Origin of the sequence: Neptunicoccus cionae (assembly GCF_002860325.1) — a bacterium.
In the GTDB taxonomy this organism is placed as follows: Bacteria; Pseudomonadota; Alphaproteobacteria; order Rhodobacterales; family Rhodobacteraceae; genus Amylibacter; species Amylibacter lutimaris.
Genome location: NZ_PKOJ01000007.1, coordinates 206,785 through 228,606, shown reverse-complemented (window position 1 = coordinate 228,606; position 21,822 = coordinate 206,785). Strand labels below are relative to the sequence as shown.

Annotated in this window: 18 protein-coding genes; all 18 read left to right on the top strand. The window is 56.8% G+C overall.

Features of this window, described 5'->3' with window-relative positions; all coding sequences use genetic code 11:
* Nucleotides 1-120 precede the first annotated feature (120 nt).
* The 18 genes from dusB to C0U40_RS16125 all read left to right on the top strand — a co-directional run bounded on the left by dusB (nt 121) and on the right by C0U40_RS16125 (nt 21,814).
* Nucleotides 121-1,110: a tRNA dihydrouridine synthase DusB gene (dusB, locus tag C0U40_RS16210; RefSeq protein WP_101656852.1), complete on the top strand. Its 990-nt coding sequence runs from the start codon at nt 121-123 to the stop codon at nt 1,108-1,110.
* Nucleotides 1,107-2,216, top strand: coding sequence for a two-component system sensor histidine kinase NtrB (locus C0U40_RS16205; RefSeq protein ID WP_101656851.1), 1,110 nt, complete (start codon nt 1,107-1,109; stop codon nt 2,214-2,216). Before dusB ends, C0U40_RS16205 begins: the two co-directional genes overlap by 4 nt.
* Complete coding sequence (locus C0U40_RS16200) at nt 2,216-3,601, top strand: sigma 54-interacting transcriptional regulator (protein ID WP_180957728.1); 1,386 nt, start codon at nt 2,216-2,218, stop codon at nt 3,599-3,601. The genes C0U40_RS16205 and C0U40_RS16200 overlap by 1 nt, the downstream gene beginning before the upstream one ends.
* 48 nt (nt 3,602-3,649) lie before the next feature.
* The gene (locus tag C0U40_RS16195; protein ID WP_101656849.1) at nt 3,650-5,896 is read left to right on the top strand and encodes a sensor histidine kinase NtrY-like; all 2,247 of its coding nucleotides are present in this window, start codon (nt 3,650-3,652) and stop codon (nt 5,894-5,896) included.
* A gap of 27 nt (nt 5,897-5,923) precedes the next feature.
* Nucleotides 5,924-7,339 carry a nitrogen assimilation response regulator NtrX gene (gene ntrX / locus C0U40_RS16190; RefSeq protein ID WP_101656848.1) on the top strand — a complete coding sequence of 472 codons (1,416 nt, stop codon included), beginning with the start codon at nt 5,924-5,926 and terminating at the stop codon, nt 7,337-7,339.
* Nucleotides 7,340-7,388: 49 nt separating this feature from the next.
* Nucleotides 7,389-8,765 (top strand): Trk system potassium transporter TrkA, encoded by a 1,377-nt coding sequence (gene trkA, locus C0U40_RS16185; RefSeq protein ID WP_101656847.1) that lies wholly within the window; start codon nt 7,389-7,391, stop codon nt 8,763-8,765.
* Nucleotides 8,766-8,769: 4 nt separating this feature from the next.
* Nucleotides 8,770-10,275, top strand: coding sequence for a TrkH family potassium uptake protein (locus C0U40_RS16180; protein ID WP_101656846.1), 1,506 nt, complete (start codon nt 8,770-8,772; stop codon nt 10,273-10,275).
* 130 nt (nt 10,276-10,405) lie between these two features.
* Nucleotides 10,406-10,642 carry an RNA chaperone Hfq gene (gene hfq / locus C0U40_RS16175; protein ID WP_069299985.1) on the top strand — a complete coding sequence of 79 codons (237 nt, stop codon included), beginning with the start codon at nt 10,406-10,408 and terminating at the stop codon, nt 10,640-10,642.
* Between the two features lie 3 nt (nt 10,643-10,645).
* Nucleotides 10,646-11,908 (top strand): GTPase HflX, encoded by a 1,263-nt coding sequence (gene hflX, locus C0U40_RS16170; RefSeq protein WP_101656845.1) that lies wholly within the window; start codon nt 10,646-10,648, stop codon nt 11,906-11,908.
* A 322-nt stretch (nt 11,909-12,230) separates the two neighbouring features.
* Entirely contained in the window at nt 12,231-13,325 is a 1,095-nt protein-coding gene (nspC, locus tag C0U40_RS16165) for a carboxynorspermidine decarboxylase (RefSeq protein WP_101656911.1), read from the top strand.
* Nucleotides 13,326-13,354: 29 nt separating this feature from the next.
* Nucleotides 13,355-14,596, top strand: coding sequence for a saccharopine dehydrogenase family protein (locus tag C0U40_RS16160; protein WP_101656844.1), 1,242 nt, complete (start codon nt 13,355-13,357; stop codon nt 14,594-14,596).
* Between the two features lie 372 nt (nt 14,597-14,968).
* Nucleotides 14,969-15,865: an AAA family ATPase gene (locus C0U40_RS16155; protein WP_101656843.1), complete on the top strand. Its 897-nt coding sequence runs from the start codon at nt 14,969-14,971 to the stop codon at nt 15,863-15,865.
* A gap of 7 nt (nt 15,866-15,872) precedes the next feature.
* Nucleotides 15,873-17,114, top strand: a complete 1,242-nt coding sequence (locus tag C0U40_RS16150; RefSeq protein WP_101656842.1) for a vWA domain-containing protein — start codon at nt 15,873-15,875, stop codon at nt 17,112-17,114.
* Nucleotides 17,111-18,085 carry an XdhC family protein gene (locus C0U40_RS16145; protein ID WP_101656841.1) on the top strand — a complete coding sequence of 325 codons (975 nt, stop codon included), beginning with the start codon at nt 17,111-17,113 and terminating at the stop codon, nt 18,083-18,085. The genes C0U40_RS16150 and C0U40_RS16145 overlap by 4 nt, the downstream gene beginning before the upstream one ends.
* Nucleotides 18,082-19,692, top strand: a complete 1,611-nt coding sequence (locus C0U40_RS20430; RefSeq protein ID WP_101656840.1) for an NTP transferase domain-containing protein — start codon at nt 18,082-18,084, stop codon at nt 19,690-19,692. The genes C0U40_RS16145 and C0U40_RS20430 overlap by 4 nt, the downstream gene beginning before the upstream one ends.
* 52 nt (nt 19,693-19,744) lie before the next feature.
* The gene (locus C0U40_RS16135) at nt 19,745-20,704 is read left to right on the top strand and encodes a GAF domain-containing protein (protein WP_180957727.1); all 960 of its coding nucleotides are present in this window, start codon (nt 19,745-19,747) and stop codon (nt 20,702-20,704) included.
* A gap of 133 nt (nt 20,705-20,837) precedes the next feature.
* A complete protein-coding gene (locus tag C0U40_RS16130; RefSeq protein ID WP_101656838.1) occupies nt 20,838-21,281 on the top strand; it encodes a CoxG family protein in 444 nt (147 codons plus the stop codon).
* Nucleotides 21,282-21,334: 53 nt separating this feature from the next.
* Nucleotides 21,335-21,814, top strand: coding sequence for a (2Fe-2S)-binding protein (locus C0U40_RS16125; RefSeq protein ID WP_101656837.1), 480 nt, complete (start codon nt 21,335-21,337; stop codon nt 21,812-21,814).
* Nucleotides 21,815-21,822 lie beyond the last annotated feature (8 nt).

Sequence of the window (21,822 nt, the reverse complement as noted above, 5' to 3'; positions counted from 1 at the left end):
TGTTGCCTTGCGCCTCCGGCGCCTCACTGCACTCCAATACCCAAAGGGGCCTTTGGTCACAATGGTGAGATTTCCTGCGGTTGCACTTGCATTCTCCGTTCAGATGCACAAGAAAGAGGCATGACCCAAATTCTGATCGGAAATAAGGCAATAACGCCTCCTGTCCTTCTCGCACCGCTGGCCGGAATCACGGATTTGCCTTTCCGCAATCTTGTGAGCCGTTTTGGTGCGGGTCTTGTTGTGTCCGAAATGGTCGCCAGTCAGGAAATGATTGAAAAGCGCCCTTCTGCACAGGCTAGGGCTGAACTTGGTTTCCACGCGGCCAATACCTCTGTTCAGATCGCTGGCAAGGACGCTTACTGGATGTCCGAATGCGCAAAGCTTTGTGCAGGCAACGGGGCGCAGATTATCGACATAAATATGGGCTGTCCGGCCAAAAAGGTGACAAACGGTTATTCCGGTTCGGCGCTGATGAAAGATCTCGATCATGCGGTTTCCCTGATCGAAGCGGTCATCGCTGCCGTGGATGTGCCCGTCACGCTGAAAACGCGGCTCGGTTGGAACGACGATCTGCTCAACGCGCCTGAACTGGCTGCTCGTGCGGAACAGGCCGGGGTGCAGATGATTACCATCCACGGCCGAACCCGTTGCCAGTTCTACAAGGGCAGCGCCGATTGGGCGGCAATCTCGGGGGTAAAGCAGGCGGTGTCTGTACCTGTCGTTGCCAATGGCGACATTGTTGATGTGGCAACGGCACGCCGCGCGATGGAACTGTCCGGTGCTGATGGTGTGATGGTGGGACGGGGGGCGCAGGGACGGCCCTGGATGCCAGCACTGATCGCTGCTGAAATGTTTGGCGCCGATGCACCTGACATTCCGCAAGGTCGGGATTTTATTGATTTTATTTCAGAGCATTACGAAGCGATGCTCACCTTCTACGGGCCGGAGCTGGGCAATCGTGTCGCCCGCAAGCATCTGGGGTGGTACATGGATGTGCTGCCCACGCCTGCCGACCTGCGCAAGCAGATTTACACTGAAACCGACAACGCCCGTGTTTTGCAGCTGCTTCAACTGTTGCCGATGGGGTTCCGTCAGGACGAGGCCGCATGAACCGCGCAGAAACAATACCCCACGGGCTTGCGCCTGACAATTTCGAACAGATCTGGGCCAATCTGCCCTTTCCCGCCTTCGTAGTTGACCCCGATAACTGCCTCCGCCTGAGCAATAGTGCAGGGGAGCAAATGGTGAAAATCTCTGCCAAGATCCTGCGCAATCGCAGCGTTGAAAGCCTGTTCGGAGAAACTTCGGTGATTGCCGAGACAGTTGCGCAAGCGCGGATCAAGTCCGGTTCGCTCATGCAGTATAACGTGGATGTAGCCCTAAGCGGCCTGCATCCTGTGCGCTGCAATGTGCATGTGGGGCCGGTTGGCAGTGATTCTGACGATTTGTTGCTGATTATCCAGCCAACGGGCGTCGCGCAGAAGATGAGCCGCTCTTTGACGCACATGGCAGCGGCGCGCTCGGTGGTGGCCATGTCCGCCATGCTTGCTCATGAACTGCGCAATCCGCTTGCCGGTATTTCCGGAGCGGCACAATTGCTGGCGATGAACGGTTCGGACGAAGACCGCGAGCTAACCGATTTGATCGAGCAGGAAACCAAGAGAATCGGGAAGCTTATTGATAAAGTTGAACATTTCGGGGATGACAGACCTACACAACGTTCTGCAGTGAATATCCACGATGTACTGGACCGCGCTGTGCGCGCAGCGCAGGCGGGATTTGCAAAACACGTTACGTTTTCGGTGGATTATGATCCGTCTTTGCCGGATGCAGCCGGTGATGCAGACCAGTTGCTTCAGGTGTTTCAGAACCTCATCAAAAATGCAGCCGAAGCAGTTGATCAGCCGCATGGCAAAATCAAATTGCGCACTTCTTATAATTCCGGCGTGAAATTCGCCGTAGCAGGCAGGCGTACCGAAACCCTGCCGCTTCAGATTGACATTACCGACAACGGGCACGGGATTCCGGATACACTGATTTCCGAAATTTTCGATCCTTTTGTCACCAGCAAATCCAACGGCAGTGGTCTGGGGCTGCCTTTGGTTTCCAAAATCGTCATGGGGCACGGCGGGCTGATCGATTGTGACAGCATACCGGGCCGCACGACGTTTACCCTACGCCTGCCTGTCTGGCGCACCAAAAAAGGAATTCATTGATGGATGGAACTGTTCTCGTTGCAGATGACGACCGCACCATACGCACCGTTCTTACTCAGGCACTGACACGGGCCGGATGTAAGGTTCGTGCCACCAGCAACACAGCCACTTTGTGGCGATGGGTGGAAGAAGGGGAAGGGGATGCCGTCGTTTCTGACGTGATGATGCCGGATGGTAACGGACTTGATCTGCTGCCCGCCATCATGAAGCGCCGTCCCAATCTACCGGTGATCGTGATCTCTGCACAGAATACGGTGGTGACAGCGATCCGTGCTTCTGAAGCCGGAGCGTTCGATTATGTGCCAAAGCCCTTTGACCTGCGGGATTTGCTGTCCAAAGTCTCCAAGGCGCTAAGCCGCCCGGGCCATGCGAACCAGCCGGAGCCGATAAAACAGGATACACTTGTGGCGGCGGATCCGGCCTTGCCCTTGGTAGGGGGAAGCCCTGCAATGCAGGAGGTTTACCGGATTGTCGCGCGGGTCGTGAACACGGATCTCAACGTGCTGGTTCAGGGCGAAAGCGGAACGGGCAAGGATCTTCTGGCCCGTGCGTTGCACAATCTGGGCAACCGTGCGCAGGCCGGATATGTGCGCATCAACTGTGGCACCGCCACGCCGGAGCAACTGGATCATGCGGTTCTCGGGGATGCGGGACAGGGTGGCACGGTCTATCTGGACGAAGTGAGCGAGCTTTCACCGGAAAGCCAGCTGCATCTGCTGGGACTGACCCAATCGGATGCTGTGCAGGCACAGGGCCTTCGGTTTGTATCATCCACCAACCGGCCGATGCTGCCTTTGATCAACGACGGCCTGTTCCGCGAGGATCTTTTCTACCGTCTGAACGTAATGCCGATCGTGTTGCCACCGCTGCGTGACCGGATTGAAGACATCCCCGAACTCAGCCAGCATTTCCTTCAGGTGTGTGCTTCTAAGGGGATGCCGCGCAAGACTTTGACAAAATCCGCCATGGACCAGATGAGACTGGCCAAATGGCCGGGCAACGTGCGTGGATTGCAGAATTTCATCCAGCGTCTTGTTATTCTTTGCCCAGAAGACGAGATCTCCAGCGATTTTGTGAGCAAGGCGCTAAAGGAAATGGCCGAGCAGGAACAAAGCGGCACACCGGTTGTGGCAGACCGGCTGTCTGCCTCAGTTGAAGCACATATCAAACGGTATTTCGATCTGCACGGCGATGCGCTCCCGCCTCCGGGACTTTACAACCGCATCCTGCGCGAGGTGGAGCTGCCACTGCTCGCCCTGTCGTTGAGCGCGACACGGGGGAACCAGATTCGGACAGCTGAATTGCTGGGCATTAACCGGAATACGTTGCGCAAAAAGATCCGCGAGCTCGATATTCAGGTGACAAGGACCAAGAAATTGACGTAAAACCGCAACAGTAAGTGATGCACTTCTGAAACGGTAGAGCAGTATAATATGCATCTTGGTATTCTTTGGCGGCGTGTAAACGCCTGGCGCAAGAAGCGGCGGGTGCAGACAGTGTTTGCAATTTCACTGGCTTTACTGGCGCCTATACTGGTTTTTACCACCTATTTTGTACTGCGCGCTACAAACGGATCAGTCTCTAACGACCTGATCCGTTTTGTTTTGCTTTGCGATTTTGTCTACGTTCTGGTGGTGGCCGCGTTGGTCAGCCAGCGAATCCTGCGCATTGTTACTGCCCGTAACCGAAAAACGGCAGGTTCGCGGTTGCACATGCGTCTTTCCGGCGTGTTTGCTTTTGTGGCGCTGGTGCCAACCGTTATGGTTGCTGTGATTTCCACCATCCTGCTGAATTTCGGTTTCGAGAACTGGTTTTCTACCCGCGTACAGAACGTGGTGGGGAATTCACTTGCGGCGGCCCAAGCCTATGAAAACGAGCAGCGTAACGATCTGGTGGCAGATGCACGGTTGCTGGCGCAATTCCTGAACCAGCAGCGGCGAATCCTTGGAATCAATGCAGAGCAGGAACTACGCTCTTCTCTGACGCTTGGACAGCAGCGTATCCAGCGCGGCCTCAAGGAAGCCTACGTGATCGATGGGGCAGCCAACCTGAAAGCCCGCGGTGAGCGCAGCTATCTCTTTGATTTCGAACCACCCTCCGAGAACAGCCTGCGAGAGGCTGAGGCCGGCAAAACGGTGGTCATTCAGGATTGGAACAACAATGAGTTCCGCGCACTGGTGCGGCTTACCACTTATCCGGACCGCTACATTTATGTATCCCGCCGTGTGGATGGAGAAATCCTGAACCTGCTGGATGAAACCAAGGAAACCGTCGCGCTCTACAATCAGGGAGAGCAGGAGCGCGACCAGCTTCTGTTTGATCTGGCTCTTATTTACATGGCCTTTGCCCTTATTGTGATTTTGGCCGCCATCTGGCTTGGCTTGTGGTTTGCCGAGCGGCTGTCGCGCCCCGTCGCCCGTCTTGCTGGTGCTGTGGAACGTGTGGGGGCAGGGGATTTGGGTGTGCAGGTCCGCGAGGAAGACGGCGACGACGAAATCGCCATGCTAGGCCGGATATTCAACCGGATGACCCAGCAGGTCAAACGTCAGCACGACGATTTGATTGAAGCGAATGAACGCACTGAACGCCGCCGCCGCCTGTTCGATAGTGTTCTGTCGGGGGTGACTGCAGGTGTGATCGGCCTGAACGAACACGGCCAGATTGCCATGATGAACACCGCTGCTGCGCGGCTTCTCAACCTTGATGAAGAGCGGGATGTAAACGTAAACCTGATCGCTGCAGTGCCCGAATTTTCGGGGCTGTTTGCCAAACTTGAAGAGAAATCCAGCGGCGTTGCGCAGGAAGAAATCCGGCTTACCCGCACCGGAAGTCCGGAAATTCTTCTGGTTCGGGTGGCAAAGCGGGCGGCCGAGGACGGGGAACTCGAAGGCTATGTTGTAACCTTTGACGATGTGACCTCGCTTGTTTCAGCCCAGCGCATGGCGGCCTGGGGGGACGTTGCCCGCCGGATCGCCCACGAGATCAAAAACCCGCTGACTCCGATCCAGCTATCGGCTGAACGCATGAAGCGGAAATTCGGTCCCAAACTGGGCGACGAAGCGGATGATCTGGGGCAGTACGCTGACGTGATTATCCGCCAAACCAATGACTTGCGGCGGATCGTTGACGAGTTTTCAAAATTCGCCCGAATGCCGGAGCCTGAAAGGCGCGATCACGATCTGGCAAAACTGATCCGCGATGTTGTTGTGCTCCAGCAGTCAGCGCTTAGCCCGACGAAGGTCAGCCTTGATATAGAAGCTGAAAGCATTCAGGCAGTGATTGATGCCACCATGTTCAATCAGGCGCTGACCAATCTGATTAAGAACGCGGGCGAAGCCATTGAAGGAATGGAAGAAAAGCCGGACGGATTTGTGCCGGAGATTCGCGTTATCGTGCGCTGCGAGAACGGGGCGACACAAATTGAAATTCAGGACAACGGCATGGGGCTTCCCTCGGAAAACCGCTCCCGTCTGTTTGAACCCTATGTGACACATCGCGATAGCGGGACAGGGCTTGGGCTGCCGATTGTGAAGAAAATTATAGAAGAACATGGCGGCACGCTAGAACTGCTGGATGCACCTGCTTTTGATGAAACAGGAAGGGTGGGCGCAATGGCACGTATCGTTTTGCCATTTGGAAATGAATTGAGTAACGTAACCGAAAATATAAAGGTGGCCTGATCAAAGGCGATCGTCAGGAGTGGTAAAATGGGTGATATTCTCGTCGTTGATGATGAAAAAGATATTCGCGAACTTGTGTCCGACATTCTGGTGGACGAGGGGTATACGACCCGCAAGGCGGCAAATTCAGACGAAACATTTGCCGAGATTAATAAAGATGCGCCGGATCTGATTATTCTGGATATCTGGCTGAAAGACAGCCGTCTGGACGGGATCGATATTCTGAAAACCGTACGGCGTGATAACCCCGATATTCCGGTGGTGATTATTTCGGGTCACGGCAATATCGAAATCGCTGTGGCAGCAGTAAAGCAGGGTGCCTACGATTTCATCGAAAAACCGTTCAATATTGACCAGTTGATGGTGGTGATTGCACGGGCGATGGAAACGTCGCGCTTACGCCGCGAGAATGCGCAACTGAAGGTCAAGGACGTGACGTCTTCGGTTATGGTCGGCCAGTCAACGGCGTTCCGCAACCTGCAAAGCCAGCTGGATAAAGTGACGAAAACCAACGGGCGCGTGATGCTGACCGGGCCATCGGGTTGTGGCAAGGAAGTGGCTGCCCGCTACATTCATTCAAAATCTGACCGTTCCAAAGCGCCCTTCGTTTCGGTCAACTCTGCCAGTATCGAGCCGGACCGGATGGAAGAAGTGCTTTTCGGCCGCGAAGGGGGTGAACGGGGCTTTGAACCGGGCCTTCTGGAACAGGCCCACGGGGGCATTGTTTTTTTTGATGAAGTTGCGGATATGCCCCTTGGCACGCAGTCGAAAATCCTGCGGGTTCTGGTTGAACAATCCTTCACCCGTGTAGGCGGTTCGGACAAGGTTCGCGTGGACATTCGCGTCCTTTCGGCCACCAACCGCGATCTGACACAGGAAATCGCCGCCGGACGGTTCCGCGAGGAACTGTACCACCGTCTGAACGTTGTGCCGATCAATGTTCCGTCGCTGGAAGCACGCCGCGAGGATATCGCATTGCTGGCCCAACATTTCATGGAAGAACTAAACGCCGCTCAGGGCCTGCCGGTCCGGCCTCTGGGCGAAGAAACCGAAGCTTTATTGCAGACGATGACATGGCCCGGAAACGTGCGCCAGTTGCGCAACGTGATCGAAAGGGTTCTGATCCTCGGGCCGGACAAGGGGGAAATCGAACCCTCGGAAATCCCCGGAAACGATAGCGGTGGCAACGGGGACGGGGCAGGGCTGTCCAATACCTATGCCATGTTGCCCCTGCGTGAGGCCCGCGAGATGTTCGAACGGGAGTATCTGATGGCGCAGATTAACCGTTTCGGCGGGAATATCTCGCGCACTGCTAATTTCGTCGGGATGGAGCGCAGCGCACTGCATCGCAAGCTCAAAACCCTCAACGTAGTGACTACAAACAAGGCCGGAACCCGCATTGCTGAAATCGAAGAAGCGGCAGCGGAGTCCCTTGGCGATTGACGCAGCCGTCCAAACTGGTAGCACAGGCCCATAGCGACAGGAGCCTGACATGAAGGTTATCGTATGTGGCGCAGGACAGGTGGGCTGGCAGATTGCCCGCCACCTTGCTGCGGAAAACAATGAAGTTACCATCGTGGACAACAATCCCGGCCTGGTGAATCAGGCCACGGATTCCCTAGACGTTTCCGGTATCGCCGGATTTGCCAGCTATCCGGACGTGTTGCGCCGCGCTGGGGCGCGGGATGCGGATATGATCATCGCTGCGACCCATTCGGACGAAGTGAATATGGTCACATGTCAGGTGGCCCATTCGGTTTTTTCGATCCCGCGCAAGATTGCCCGCCTGCGGGCGCAGTCCTACCTCGATGTGATCTATACCGACCTTTACCAACGGGACCACTTGCCCATCGACGTGGTGATCTCGCCCGAAAAGGAAGTGGCCGCCGCCGCCTTGCGACAGCTTGCAGCGCCTTCGACTTTCGACAACGAGCCTTTCCTGATGGGGGAGGTCGAGATGCTTGGCATAACGCTCGCCGAGGATTGCGCAGTTGTGAACACACCGCTGCGCCAGTTGTCAGAGCTGTTCTCTACCTTGCGGGCACTGGTCTGCGGCGTGCGCCGTGACAATCGTCTGTTTACAGCCACTTCAGAGGACCAACTGTTTGTCGGCGATCAGGTTTATCTCTTTACCCATAAGGAAGACGTGGGCCGTGCGCTTGAAATCTTTGGCAAAGCCACGAAGAAACGGGAACGGGTCATCATTATTGGCGGCGGAAACGTTGGCCTTGCCGTGGCGAGCGAGCTTGAAAAACGCTCGGATCGGGTACGTGCCAAGGTGATCGAGAAATCCCGCCCCGTTGCGGAACGGGCCGCCGAGGCGTTGGAACGGACCATTGTCCTGCACGGCGACGGGCTGGATATGGATATGTTGATGGAGGCGAATCTTGATAAGGCGGATGCGCTTCTGGCGGTAACAGATGATGATAAAACCAACCTCCTGACCGCCACCCGCGCCAAGGCTGAAGGCTGCCCACAAGTGGTGGCCCTTGTAAACGACAACGGTTTGGCACCGCTGATGCGTCCACTGAATATCGATGCGTTTATTCATCCACGCGCAACAACTGTTTCCTCTATCCTGCGTCACATCCGGCACGGCCGCGTGCGGCAGGTTTACTCCATCGGCGATGCCGAGGCCGAGGTGATCGAAGCGCAGGTCATGTCCACGTCGCCGATCTCAGGCAGTGCGATCCGTGATATCAATATCCCCGAAGGGGCCATTATTGCGGCGGTGAAAAAAGGGGATAAGGTCATTCGGCCGGACGGAAACACCCGCATTGAAGATGGTGATGTGGTGGTGATCTTCTCTCTGGCCCGCTACATCGAAGACGTGGAACGGCTGCTGCAAGTTCAGATAGACTTTTTCTAGCCCCATGACCTGGCTGCGCTCCCTTCCTCTTTTCGTTCAGCTGCTCGGCTTTGCGGTTGCGATGATGTACCTGCCGATGGCCTTTGCCATCCGGCTGGAAGACTGGGACGTCGCGCGGACGTTTTTCTACTACACCACGTTCCTGCTGGTCCTGCTGTCGCTCGTGGGGATTGCGGTGTCAGGGTATTCTCCGCCGAATACAGCGCGCAACTATCTTGTGACAGTTTTCGCGTCATTTCTGGTGATACCGGCGCTGCTGGCTTTGCCTTTCAACTATCTTGTCAACTCGATCACCTATTTTCAGGCCTATTTCGAGATGCTGAGCAGCCTTACCACGACAGGTGCGACGCTCTTTGACGATCCGTCAATTGTACCCGCTCCCTTGCATCTGATGCGGGCGATTGCAGGCTGGATCGGTGGGTTCTTCATCCTTGTGGTGGCTATGGCCATTTTTGCGCCGCTGAACATCGGCGGGTTTGAGATATTTGCAGCCGGTAAGGGTTTGCAGAAATCGAGCAACCAGATTGCAAGCGCGGATGCGAAACAGCGCCTGACCCGCTACGGGGAGCAGATTTTCCCGATCTATCTTGCGATCACGGCGGCTTTGACGCTGGCTTTGCTGGTTGCAGGCGATCGCACCCTTGTGGCCGTCTCCCATGCGATGTCGATTGTCTCGACCAGTGGGATTTCTCCGGTCGGTGGACTGAAAGGAGGCTCCAGCGGCTATGTCGGGGAAGTCCTGATGTTCCTGTTCCTGTTTTTCGCCGTGTCCCGCCACTCTTTCTTTTTTGCAAGCGACCGGGAGTTCCTTCAAAACATCAAGCTCGACAAGGAAATCAACCTGACGCTGGCCTGTTTGATCATTATTCCGTTCCTACTGTTTTTACGCCACTGGACCGCAGCCTACGAGGTTTCGGCAGGGGCAGAGGTGCCAAGTGTCATCGCAGCAATTTGGGGAGCGATGTTCATGGTGATGTCTTTCCTGACAACCACCGGCTTTGAAAGCGCGGCTTGGGAAGGGGCGCGCAACTGGTCCGGTCTGGGGACAACCGGTCTGATCCTAATGAGCCTCTCTGTCATGGGCGGAGGGATCGCCACCACGGCTGGCGGGGTGAAGCTGCTGCGGGTTTATGCGCTCTACAAACACAGCCAGCGGGAAATCCAGCGGCTTAACCATCCGAATTCCATCGCCGGTTCGTCCCGCAGGGTCCGGTTGATCCGTCGGGAAGGGGCACAAATCGCCTGGATCTTCCTGATGCTGTTTGTCATTTCGCTCGGGCTGGTGGCACTGGCGCTCTCGGCTACGGGAATCAGCTTTGCTGACAGCCTTCTTTTTGCCACTGCGGGAATGTCCAACACCGGACCGCTGGCCCATGCCGCCGGTGAGAGCTTTACCGGCTACGCCAATATCTCGGATTTAGGCAAATTGATCCTCTGTGTGGCCATGATTCTCGGCCGTTTGGAGGCTTTGGCCGTGATCGCGGTTCTAAACCCCAACTACTGGCGATAAATTACCACAACTGGCCAAAAAGCGGAATTTTCTGCTGGTCAAACCCCGCCCTTGTCTCTTAGTCTCCCTCGGAACGAAAACAATATCCCGCGCCAATCAATGCGGGGCATAAAACTGAAAGCTGACAAAAATGGCTGGCGACAAACAGAATCTGCAGGACGCATTCCTCAACAATGTTCGCAAACAGAAAGTATCGGTTACGATCTTTCTGATTAACGGAGTTAAACTTCAGGGCATGATCACCTGGTTTGACAACTTCTGTGTTTTGTTGCGTCGTGATGGCCAGAGCCAGCTTGTGTACAAACACGCCATTTCGACCATCATGCCGGCGCAGGCCGTGCAGTTGTACGACGGCGAGGAAAGCTGATCCTTGGAACGCGCCTGCGTCCTTCACCCCGATATTGCCAATCAGGAAACACGCCGCGCGCCAGAGCATGCTCTGGCAGAGGCCGTGTCTCTGGCCCATGCCTTGCGACTGGATGTGGCTTACGGCGAAGTTGTAAACCTGCGAAAACCGCAGGCCGGTTTGCTGTTCGGTAAAGGCAAACTGGAAGAGCTTGAGGCACGGATCAAGGCCGAAGAGGTGACACTTGTCATCATCGACGGTCCGGTAACGCCGATCCAGCAACGCAACCTCGAACGGCACTGGAAGGTAAAGGTACTGGACCGCACTGGTCTGATTCTTGAAATATTCTCGGATCGCGCAGCCACCCGTGAGGGTGTTTTGCAGGTTGATCTCGCTGCGCTGAGCTATTCCAAAACCCGTCTGGTCCGCGCATGGACCCACCTTGAACGCCAGCGCGGTGGACTGGGCTTTGTCGGCGGAGCGGGGGAAACCCAGATCGAGGCTGACCGCCGCGCCATTGACGATGCGATCGTGCGGCTGAAGAAGCAGCTCTCTAAAGTCGTCAAGACGCGTGAATTGCACCGTGCGGCCCGCGCCAAGGTTCCCTATCCGATTGTCGCGCTTGTAGGCTATACTAACGCGGGCAAGTCTACCTTGTTCAACAAACTGACCGGCGCGGATGTGATGGCCAAAGACATGCTCTTTGCCACGCTTGACCCGACCATGCGGGAACTCGAACTGCCCGAGGGGCGCAAGATCATTCTTTCGGATACGGTGGGGTTCATTTCGGAACTTCCAACCCAACTGGTCGCCGCCTTCCGCGCCACACTGGAAGAAGTGCTGGATGCGGACCTGATCCTTCACGTGCGCGATATTGCCCATCCCGAAACCGAAGCGCAGGCCGAGGACGTGAAGGATATTCTAGCGGATCTCGGGATCAGCCAAACCGCCAGTGATACGATGATAGAGGTCTGGAACAAAGTAGACCTTCTGCCACCAGAGGCCTATGAGACCGCCCGCAACACAGCGGAGCGTACAGACAACATCGAAATTCTCTCGGCGGTAACAGGGCAGGGCATCGACACCCTGTTAGAGAGTGTCGCCAAAGCGCTCGACGATCCGAAAACCACACAAACCCTGAAGCTGGCCTTCTCCGAAGGTGCCCGCCGCGCATGGCTTTTCGAACAGAATGTCATCGATAGGGAAGAGCTCTGGGATCAGGGCTATGAAATCACCGTAACATGGACCGCTAAACAAGCTGCCCAGTTTGAAAAATACGGAAGCTGAACAGATCAAAGCCTTGGGTGCCGCCAAGGCTTTCAATGTTCCCCAAATACTCCCGCCGGAGGCGGAAATGAAAAGTTTTAAGCGATTGCGCCCTAGCCCTGTGATCCTCCGAAAATTCTAACCCGCAAAAGCCGGAATGGGAAACCGGCAAAATGCTGCTGTTCATTTCCTTGCCAACCGGCGCCCAACCGGAATTTCTTCACCTTTGTGGTTGTGCGAACCGCACAGAGTATGCAATGGAGCGCCTTGAAAACGAAGGGGCAAAGTCTTTCCCCTGCCCATGGATCAAGCCGTTGTTACGGACCCGCAGAAAGATCTTGCTGTGCAAACTCCCTATTATCTTATCGACAAGTCCCGCCTTCTTCCCAATCTTGAAAAGATCGCATGGCTGCGGGCGGAGTCCGGGGTCAAATGCCTGCTGGCGCTCAAGTGTTTTGCAACCTGGTCCGTTTTCGACTTTATGGCCGAATATATGGACGGCTCGACATCTTCATCCCTTTATGAAGTGCGCTTGGGGCGTGAAAAGTTCCCGGGCGAGACCCATGCCTATTCCGTGGCCTATGCGGATCACGAGATTGATCAGGTTCTGGAATGCTCCGACAAGATTATCTTCAATTCCATCGGACAGCTCACCAAATTCCGTGAAAAATCGCGCGATCACATTCGCGGCCTTCGGGTCAACCCCGGGGTTTCAACATCCGGTTTTGATCTGGCCGATCCGGCGCGCCCTTTCAGCCGGCTCGGGGAACACGATCCTGCCGCGATTGAAGCGGTTTCGGACCAGATCAGCGGCCTGATGTTCCATAACAACTGTGAAAACGACAGTTTCGAACGCTTTGATGAAATGCTGACCCTGATCGAACACCGTTTCGGTAATGTGATCCACAAGATGGAATGGGTCAGTCTGGGGGGCGGCATTCATTTCACAGGGCAGGACTACCCCCTTGAACGTCTCGCTGCGCGGCTGAAGGCATTTGCCGAAACCTTCGGGATTCAGGTCTATCTCGAACCCGGCGAAGCAGCCATTACAGGGGCTGCCACGCTGGAGGTCACAGTTCTGGATACCATGCACAACGGAAAAAACCTTGCAATCGTGGACAGCTCCATCGAGGCGCACATGCTTGATTTGCTGATTTACCGCGAACCGGCAAAGATTTCGCCGGACAGTGGTAAGGAGGAGTGGATGATCTGCGGAAAATCCTGCCTTGCCGGAGATATATTCGGCGAGTTCCGGTTCGACGCGCCTCTAAAAGCGGGCGACCGGCTTTCGTTTCAGGATGCAGCAGGCTACACGATGGTCAAGAAAAACTGGTTTAACGGGGTGAAGATGCCAAGCATTGCGATCCGTGAACTGGATGGTCGGACCCGCATGGTGCGGGACTTTAACTACGACGATTTTGCTGCGGCATTATCATAAATCACAGTCAAAAGAGGTCTCTTGGATACATGAAACGCAATGTTCTCATCATCGGCGCCGGTGGCGTTGCACAGGTAGTCGCCCATAAATGTGCTCAAAACAACGACGTTTTGGGTGATCTGCATATCGCGAGCAGGACGATCGCGAAATGTGAAGCGATCCTGAAAACCGTGCATGACAAGAAGGCGATGAAGCAGGACGCCGTATTTAAAGCCCATGCCGTTGACGGAATGGATACCAGTGCTGTGGCGGCTCTTATCAAGGACACCGGCGCACAGATTGTGATCAATGTGGGATCGCCGTTTGTGAATATGACAGTTCTGGAGGCCTGCATCCAGACCGGTGCGGCCTATATCGACACGGCGATTCACGAAGATCCGGCCAAAATCTGCGAAACCCCACCGTGGTATGCCAATTACGAATGGAAGCGCAAGGACGATTGCGCCGCTGCAGGCGTTACGGCGATTTTGGGCGCCGGTTTTGATCCCGGTATGGTGAATGCGTTCGCCCGTTTCGCGGTAGACGAATTTATGGACAAGGTGACATCAATCGACATCGTGGACATCAACGCCGGTAACCACGGCAAGTATTTCTCTACAAATTTCGATCCTGAAATCAATTTCCGCGAGTTCACCGGCACGGTTTACAGCTGGCAACAGGGCGCGTGGCAGGAAAACCGTATGTTCGAGGTGGGGCGGGAGTGGGATCTGCCCGTGGTTGGCAAACAGAAAGCCTATATGTCGGGCCATGACGAGGTGCACTCGCTTGCGGCGAACTATCCGGAGGCAGACATCCGCTTCTGGATGGGCTTCGGCGATCATTATATCAATGTATTCACGGTGCTCCAGAACCTCGGACTTCTGTCCGAACAGCCTGTGACAACTGCCGAAGGGCTCGAAGTTGTGCCGCTCAAAGTAGTGAAGGCCGTCCTGCCGGACCCGTCCAGCCTTGCCCCTAACTATACTGGCAAAACCTGCATCGGTGATCTGGTGAAGGGCACCAGAAACGGCGAAGAGGTCGAAGTCTTCGTTTACAACGTGGCCGATCACAAGGACGCCTATAACGAGGTGGGCAGTCAGGGCATTTCCTACACCGCAGGTGTCCCGCCCGTGGCAATGGCCATGCTGATCGCGGATGGTACCTATGACAAAGGCGTAATGCTGAACGTAGAGGAACTGGATCCCAAGCCGCTGTTTACCTTGCTCGATACAATCGGCCTGCCCACACGCGTCAAGGATGTTAACGGGGATCGGGCCTGGAACGAGACATAAGCAAACTCTGGCAGGCCGCCAGCCAGTATGACTCTGAAAATGGTGTTAACCGTCCGGCAATTCGAACAGATTGCCGGGCGGGATACACAGCGCACTCTGATCAAGTGCAAACCCGCACCAGTCCCAAGGCCTCTCGTCCCTTCGAATGGTCCGCAGAATTCGGATGCCAGGTTTAACGAACCCACTAGTCTCTGTTTTCAATGTTCCCCAAATACTCCCGCCGGAGGCCGCAACACCTGCGGTGCTGGGCAGGAGTCTCGGGTTTGCAACAGATTTGCCGGTAAACTCGTGGTCAGTGCGCTGACTTTAGGCAGGCGGCCTCTTTCCCTTGCGCTGGAAGCTGCTACATTTTGCTGAACCAAGGATATCGCAATGCCATCACTGCCCCAATCCATCGACGCAACCCAAGCAATGCTGTCGGATGAAAACTATATTTGCGACCGGTCGCTTGCCACACTGGTATATCTGGCCCTGACGCTGAAACGGCCCGTTTTTCTAGAAGGCGAAGCCGGTGTCGGGAAAACCGAACTGGCCAAAACGCTGGCCAAGGCGCTGGGGCGGGATCTGATCCGTTTACAGTGTTACGAAGGGTTGGACGCTGCCTCGGCAGTGTACGAATGGAACTTCGCCGCCCAGATGATTGCCCTGCGTGCCGCAGGCGAGGGCGGTTTGGCGGAGGAGGCGCTGTTCAGCGACAAGTACCTGATCCGCCGACCGCTTCTTGAAGCGATGCAGCCCCATGAAAACGGCCCGCCGATCCTGCTGATTGATGAAATCGACCGTACCGACGAACCGTTCGAGGCATTTCTGCTGGAAGCGCTTTCGGACTATCAGGTGACGATCCCCGAACTGGGCACCATCAAGGCGCCCGAGCCACCGATTGTGATCCTCACCTCCAACCGTACCCGTGAAGTGCATGACGCGTTGAAGCGGCGCTGTCTCTATCACTGGGTGGATTACCCGTCGTTCGAGCGGGAGTTTGAAATCCTACAAGCCCGTGCGCCGGAAGCCAGCGAAACCCTTAGCCGCGAGGTTGTGGCCTTTGTCCAGTCCCTGCGTGAAGCGGATTTGTTCAAAAATCCGGGTGTTGCGGAGACCATTGACTGGGCCAAATGCCTTGTGGCGCTGGACGCTGTGGCGCTCTCGCCCGAGGTGATTGCCGATACGCTCGGGGCGGTTCTGAAGTATCAGGACGATATTGCGAAACTGGCCGGATCAGAGGCGACGCGGATACTTGATACGGCCCGCGCGCGCCTGTCTACACAATGAGCCGGGGATGAACCGCGCAAACGGAAACCTTCCGCCGCAGGGGCGGCTGTCGCGCAACATCATCTATTTCGTGCGCACCCTGCGCCGTGCCGGTGTACCGGTGGGACCAGCCCAAACACTGGGCGCGATCCGCGCTGTGGAAGCTGCGGGTTTTAGCGAACGGCGGGATTTCTTCTTTACACTGCGGGCCTGTCTGGTGTCCCGCGCCGAACATCTTGATGTGTTCGAACGGGTGTTTTCCATGTTCTGGCGCGACCCCGAGTTTATCGAGACCATGATCCAGACCATGTTGCCGATGATCCAGACACAAAACGCACCCAAAGCCCCGAAAACCGCAGAGCAACGGGCGGCGGAGGCTATGTTGGAGGGCGCACCGCCTCCTGCACAGCCGGATGTTGAAGATGCCAGAGAGGAAGTGGAACTGGACGCAGAATTCAGCCTCTCAGCCAACGAAAAGCTGCAATCCATGGATTTCGAACAGATGAGCAACGCGGAAATGGCCGAGGCGAAACAGGCGATTGCGCAGATGCGGCTGCCGATCAAACCGATCCGCAGTCGACGCCTGACGCCAAGCCATTCCGGCAGCCGCATCGATGCCCGTGCCACGTTGCGCGGGGCCATGCGCACAGGGGGGGAGGTTTTGAAACTGCCCCGCAAAACCCAAGGGCATCGCAACCCCGATCTCGTGGCGCTCTGTGATATTTCCGGTTCCATGTCTACATATTCGCGATTGTTCATGCACTTTCTGCATTCGGTTTCTCTGGCCAAGGGGCAGGGTTGGGCGCAGGTACACAGCTTTACTTTCGGCACCCGTCTGACCAACATTACCCGCAGCCTGTCTCAGCGCGATCCGGATGCTGCACTGAAAACGGTCGGGCAACTGGCCAAGGACTGGGACGGGGGCACGCGGATCGGGGAATCCCTTGCGGATTTTAACAAGAACTGGTCGCGGCGTGTGCTTTCACGCGGGGCGGTGGTGCTGCTGGTGACGGACGGGCTGGAACGGCAGGACCCCGAAGAACTGTCCCGCGAGGCCCGCCGCCTGCGCCTGTCCAGCCGTCAGGTGATCTGGCTCAACCCGCTGATGCGCTGGGACGGGTTTTCACCGCAAGCCGCAGGCATCCGTGCGCTCTTGCCTCATGTTGACAGTTTCCATTCCTGTCATAGTCTGAATGCTCTGCGTGATCTGACAGAGGCCCTGTCCACGGGCGGATCCGGTGAAAAACAACGATTGATGGCGATGCTATGACACAGACAAATTCCGACAATATGCCCGAAGTGGTGCTCGACTATATCAATCAGGGCCATCGCGCCGCCCTTGCCACAGTGGTTGAAACCTGGGGCAGTGCGCCGCGACCTGTGGGCGCCCAACTGGCGATCCGCGATGATGGTGAATTTCAGGGCTCGGTTTCGGGGGGCTGCGTCGAAGGTGCTGTGGTAGCCGAGGCGCTGGAGGCGCTTGATGCGGGGGATTGCCGTCTGCTGGAATACGGCGTGTCGGATGAGGAAGTTTTCGCTGTTGGGCTTGCTTGCGGGGGGACAATCAAAGTGCTGGTAGAACCTGTCGGCATCGGGCAGGGGCCGGATGTGTCGGACATTGAAGCGATTGCACAGGCCCGCAAGGCACGCCGTCCCGTGGGCATCCAGACCAACCTGACAAACTGGCACCGCAGGTTGATCGGGCCTGCGGATGCACAGACACGGTTTGCCTCGGATAAATCCGGCATGGACGGGGATGTGTTCACTGTGATCCAGAATCCGCCATTACGGCTGGTGGTTGTCGGGGCGGTTCATATCGCCCAAGCCCTGCTGCCGATGGCAAGAATTGCGGGATATGCGCCGTTTTTGGTGGACCCGCGGGACAGTTTTGCCAGCCAGTCGCGGTTTCCGGATGAAACTATACTGAACGACTGGCCGGATGCTGCCGTTGAACAGCTTGGCCTTGATGCCCGCACCGCCCTTGTCACACTGACCCATGATCCCAAACTCGACACGCCCGCGCTGGCGGCCGGTTTGAAATCGGATGCGTTTTACATTGGCGCCCTCGGGTCCGGTCGCACCCATGCCAAACGGCGGGCGCAACTGGAAGAACTGGGCTTTGAGTCAGAACAGATCGACCGGATCAGCGGCCCGGTCGGGCTGGACATCGGCGCGGCCACTCCGGCAGAAATTGCCCTGTCGGTTATGGCAGAGATGACCCAAACATTGCGCAAGCAATGAAATTCGGACCGCTTCCCCTGCGCGACACGCTCGGTCACACGCTGGCCCATTCCTTTCATCAGGACGGGCTGCGGCTGGCCAAGGGCCATGTGATCCGTGCCGAGGATATAGCAAGACTGGACGCGCTTTCGGTGGGAGAACTGACAGTGGCGCAGTTCGCGCCTGACGATGTTGAAGAAAATGCTGCGGCGGCAGAACTGGCTGCGGGGCTCGCCGCGCCGCTGATCCGCGTGACAGAGCCATTGAACGGACGGGTCAATCTAATCGCAGCGCGGGCCGGAGTGCTGCGGCTGGATGCCGGCTCGATCACGGCGTTTAACACGGTAGACCCCTCCATCACCATCGCGACCCTGCCGGATTATGCCCGTGTGAGCGAGGGCACAATGGTTGCCACGATCAAGATCATTCCTTACGCGGTGCCGCGGGGCAAGGTGGAACAAGCTGCAGCGAAGCTGTCCGCCGATAGTCTGACGCTGCATCCGTTCCGCCCGAAAACCGCGCGACTGATCCTGACGCGCACCTCCGGTTTCAAACCGTCCCTGCTGGAAAAGGGTGAAGCGGCTGTACGCGCACGGGCGGTTGCGCTGGGACTGTCGCTTGAGAGCGTCGAAACGGTACCCCACACGCAAAACGACATCGCAAATGCGATCCGGCGGGCCGGTGTTGCGGATATGGTGCTGATCCTCGGGGCGTCTGCTACGTCAGACAGTAATGATGTGGCTCCTGCCGGGCTGGTAGATGCGGGCGGCAGGCTTACCCGTTTTGGCATGCCGGTTGATCCGGGAAACCTGTTGTTTCTCGGGGAGCTTGCGGGCAAGCCGGTGGTCGGACTGCCCGGATGTTGCCGTTCCCCCGCCTTGAATGGGGTGGACTGGGTGCTGGAACGGTTGATGGCCGGACTTCCCGTGACCCATGACGACATTGCCGTGATGGGGGTGGGCGGCCTGTTGAAAGAGGTTCCGGCCCGCCCGCAACCCCGCCGCATTCGCAGATCAGGTAAATCTGCTGCCCCCCATATCCTGTTGTTGGCCGCAGGTCAGTCCAGCCGGATGAAGGGGCAGCACAAACTGCTGCGCGAAATTGACGGGGTTCCGCTGGTTCGGCGCACAGCTGAACGCTTGCTCAAGTCCCGCGCCGGTGGGATCAGCATCGTTATCAATCCGCAAAACGCTGCCGTAGAAAAGGTTCTGAAGGGCTGCAAGGCGCAACTGGTGCCGGCCCGCGATGCGTCAAGCGGACTTGCGGCAAGCCTGCGGGCCGGTATCAACGCGCTCCCCCCCGAGGCCGGAGCCGTAATCATAGCCCTTGCCGATATGCCAGAAGTTACCGCCGGTGACATCGACGCGCTGATCAACGGGTATGACCCTGCGCGGGGGGCTGCAATCGTGGCACCAGTGGCCCCGAACGGGAAACGGGGTAATCCGGTGCTGTTTGACAAACGCTATTTTGAATCACTGGCCAGCCTTGAGGGAGACAGCGGCGCGAAATCCCTGATCGAAGCGGAATCCGACAATTTGCATCTGGTGCCTCGGGGGGCGGGGGTCTTGGTCGATCTGGACACGCCCGAAGCCTGGGATGACTGGCTTGCGGGTCGGCACTCTACCTGACCGCTTGATTTCTGTGCAGACCCGTGGTCTGGTTGCGGTGGGAGGATCCATCATGCCAGCGCAGCAATACGCCAGCCATGTGGAAAAAGTACATGCACAAGTCGAAGGGCGCGCGCCTGCACGCTCTGCCATTGCCGCGTCCTGGGCGCGGTCCATGTTCCATCACGGGCTGGAGCCGGATTTGCGCCGGCCGCAGGATCTGCTCAGCCAGTCCGAACTGCGGTTTGAGCAACAGCGGCTTGACCGGCTCTTGCATATTGCCAAACCAATCATGGAGAACCTGTTTACGGCGGTGGTGAAAACCGGCTGCTGCGTGATGCTGACCAATAAGGACAGCGTGGTGCTGCACCGTCTAATTCATGACGTGGATGAACGTCCGCTGAATGTGCTGGGCGCCCGCTCTGGCGCAATCTGGAGCGAGCAGCGCGTGGGTACTAATGGGGTTGGCACCTGTGCTTTGGAAGAACGCCCCGTGCTGATCTACAAAGACCAGCACTATCTCGAGGAAATCATCGGCATGTCCTGCGCCGGTGCGCCGATTTTCGATGCCAGCGGCGATCTGATTGCGGTTCTGGATATTTCCAGCGCGCGGGATGATATGAACGACAGTTTTGCCCAGATGATGGCCTCTTTGGTCATCAGTGCGGCCAACCGGATCGAAACCGAATATTTCCGTGCGTCTTTTGACGGGGCGCGGATCATCGTCGCGGATGAGGTTACGGCCCTTGGCACGCCGCTGCTGGCGTCGGATCGGGATGATCTGGTGATCGGGGCGAACCGCGCGGCGCGGCGGCTGTACGGGCTTCAGCACGAAACCTTTGATATTCCCCTGCCACGTACAGAAATCCTGCCGGAAGAAGCCCCCGCAATGGGTCTGAAAGATGCAGAACGGGCCGCCATCCGCCGCGCCATGGCCGCGGCACGGGGCAACGCGACCCTTGCTGCGAAACAGTTGGGCGTCAGCAGGGCAACCTTTTACCGCCTTCTGAAAAAGCACCAGTTGTCCTCCTGACGCCGGTTGTCGCAAACATGAGACAGTTTGCAACAGTATTCTATCCTTGCGCCCGTGCCGGACACGGCGCGATCGTTGACAGAATGAAGCCTTCTGCAGTCTAATTTTTAAAAATACGGGAGGATTACATCACATGGATATGTCAGGTGAATACCGCATTGCTGCCCCCATTCAAACGGTCTGGGACGCAATTCAGGACCCTGAAATCTTGCGCGGCGCCATACCGGGCTGCGAAGAACTGGAGAAAACCGGCGAGACGGAAATGTCTGCCAAAGTGTCCCTGAAAATCGGCCCCGTGAAAGCCAAATTCGCAGGCGAGGTTGCGCTGAAAGATTTGGTCGCGCCAAATTCCCTGAAAATAGAAGGGGAAGGCAAGGGCGGCATCGCCGGATTTGCAAAGGGCGGCGCGGATGTGCAACTGGCCGAAGACGGTAACGAAACCATCCTGACCTATCAGGCCGAAGCGCAGGTGGGCGGCAAGATCGCCCAGCTTGGTTCTCGGCTGATCCAGTCAACAGCAGCGAAACTTGCTGACAAGTTCTTTGCCAACCTGCGGGATGAACTGGAAGAAAGTTAACACGTAAATTACATATTCCGGGCCGGTTTGCCCGTCAATTCTGGGAGGAAATCATGACAAAAGTAACAATGACCGTGAACGGGAAGGCGCGCAGCGCCGAGGTGCCCGACAACACGTTGCTGGTGGATTACATCCGCGAGAACCTGCGCCTGACCGGAACCCATGTGGGCTGTGACACGTCCCAATGCGGGGCTTGCGTTGTTCATGTGAACGGACAGGCGGTCAAAGCCTGCACCATGCTTGCTGCCTCTGCCGAAGGTGCTGAAGTAACAACCATTGAAGGTGTCGCAGCAGGCAAGGACGATCTGCACCCCATGCAGATCGCCTTCAAGGAAAACCACGGTCTGCAATGCGGCTTCTGTACGCCCGGCATGATCATGACCGCCACCGATATGGTCTCGCGCTATAAGGAAGCTGGCAAGACGCTGGACGAACATGCCATCCGCGAGGAACTGGAAGGTAATATCTGCCGCTGCACTGGGTATCATAACATTGTCAAAGCGATCGCCGACGGCGCATCGAAAATGGCATAAGGGAGGGC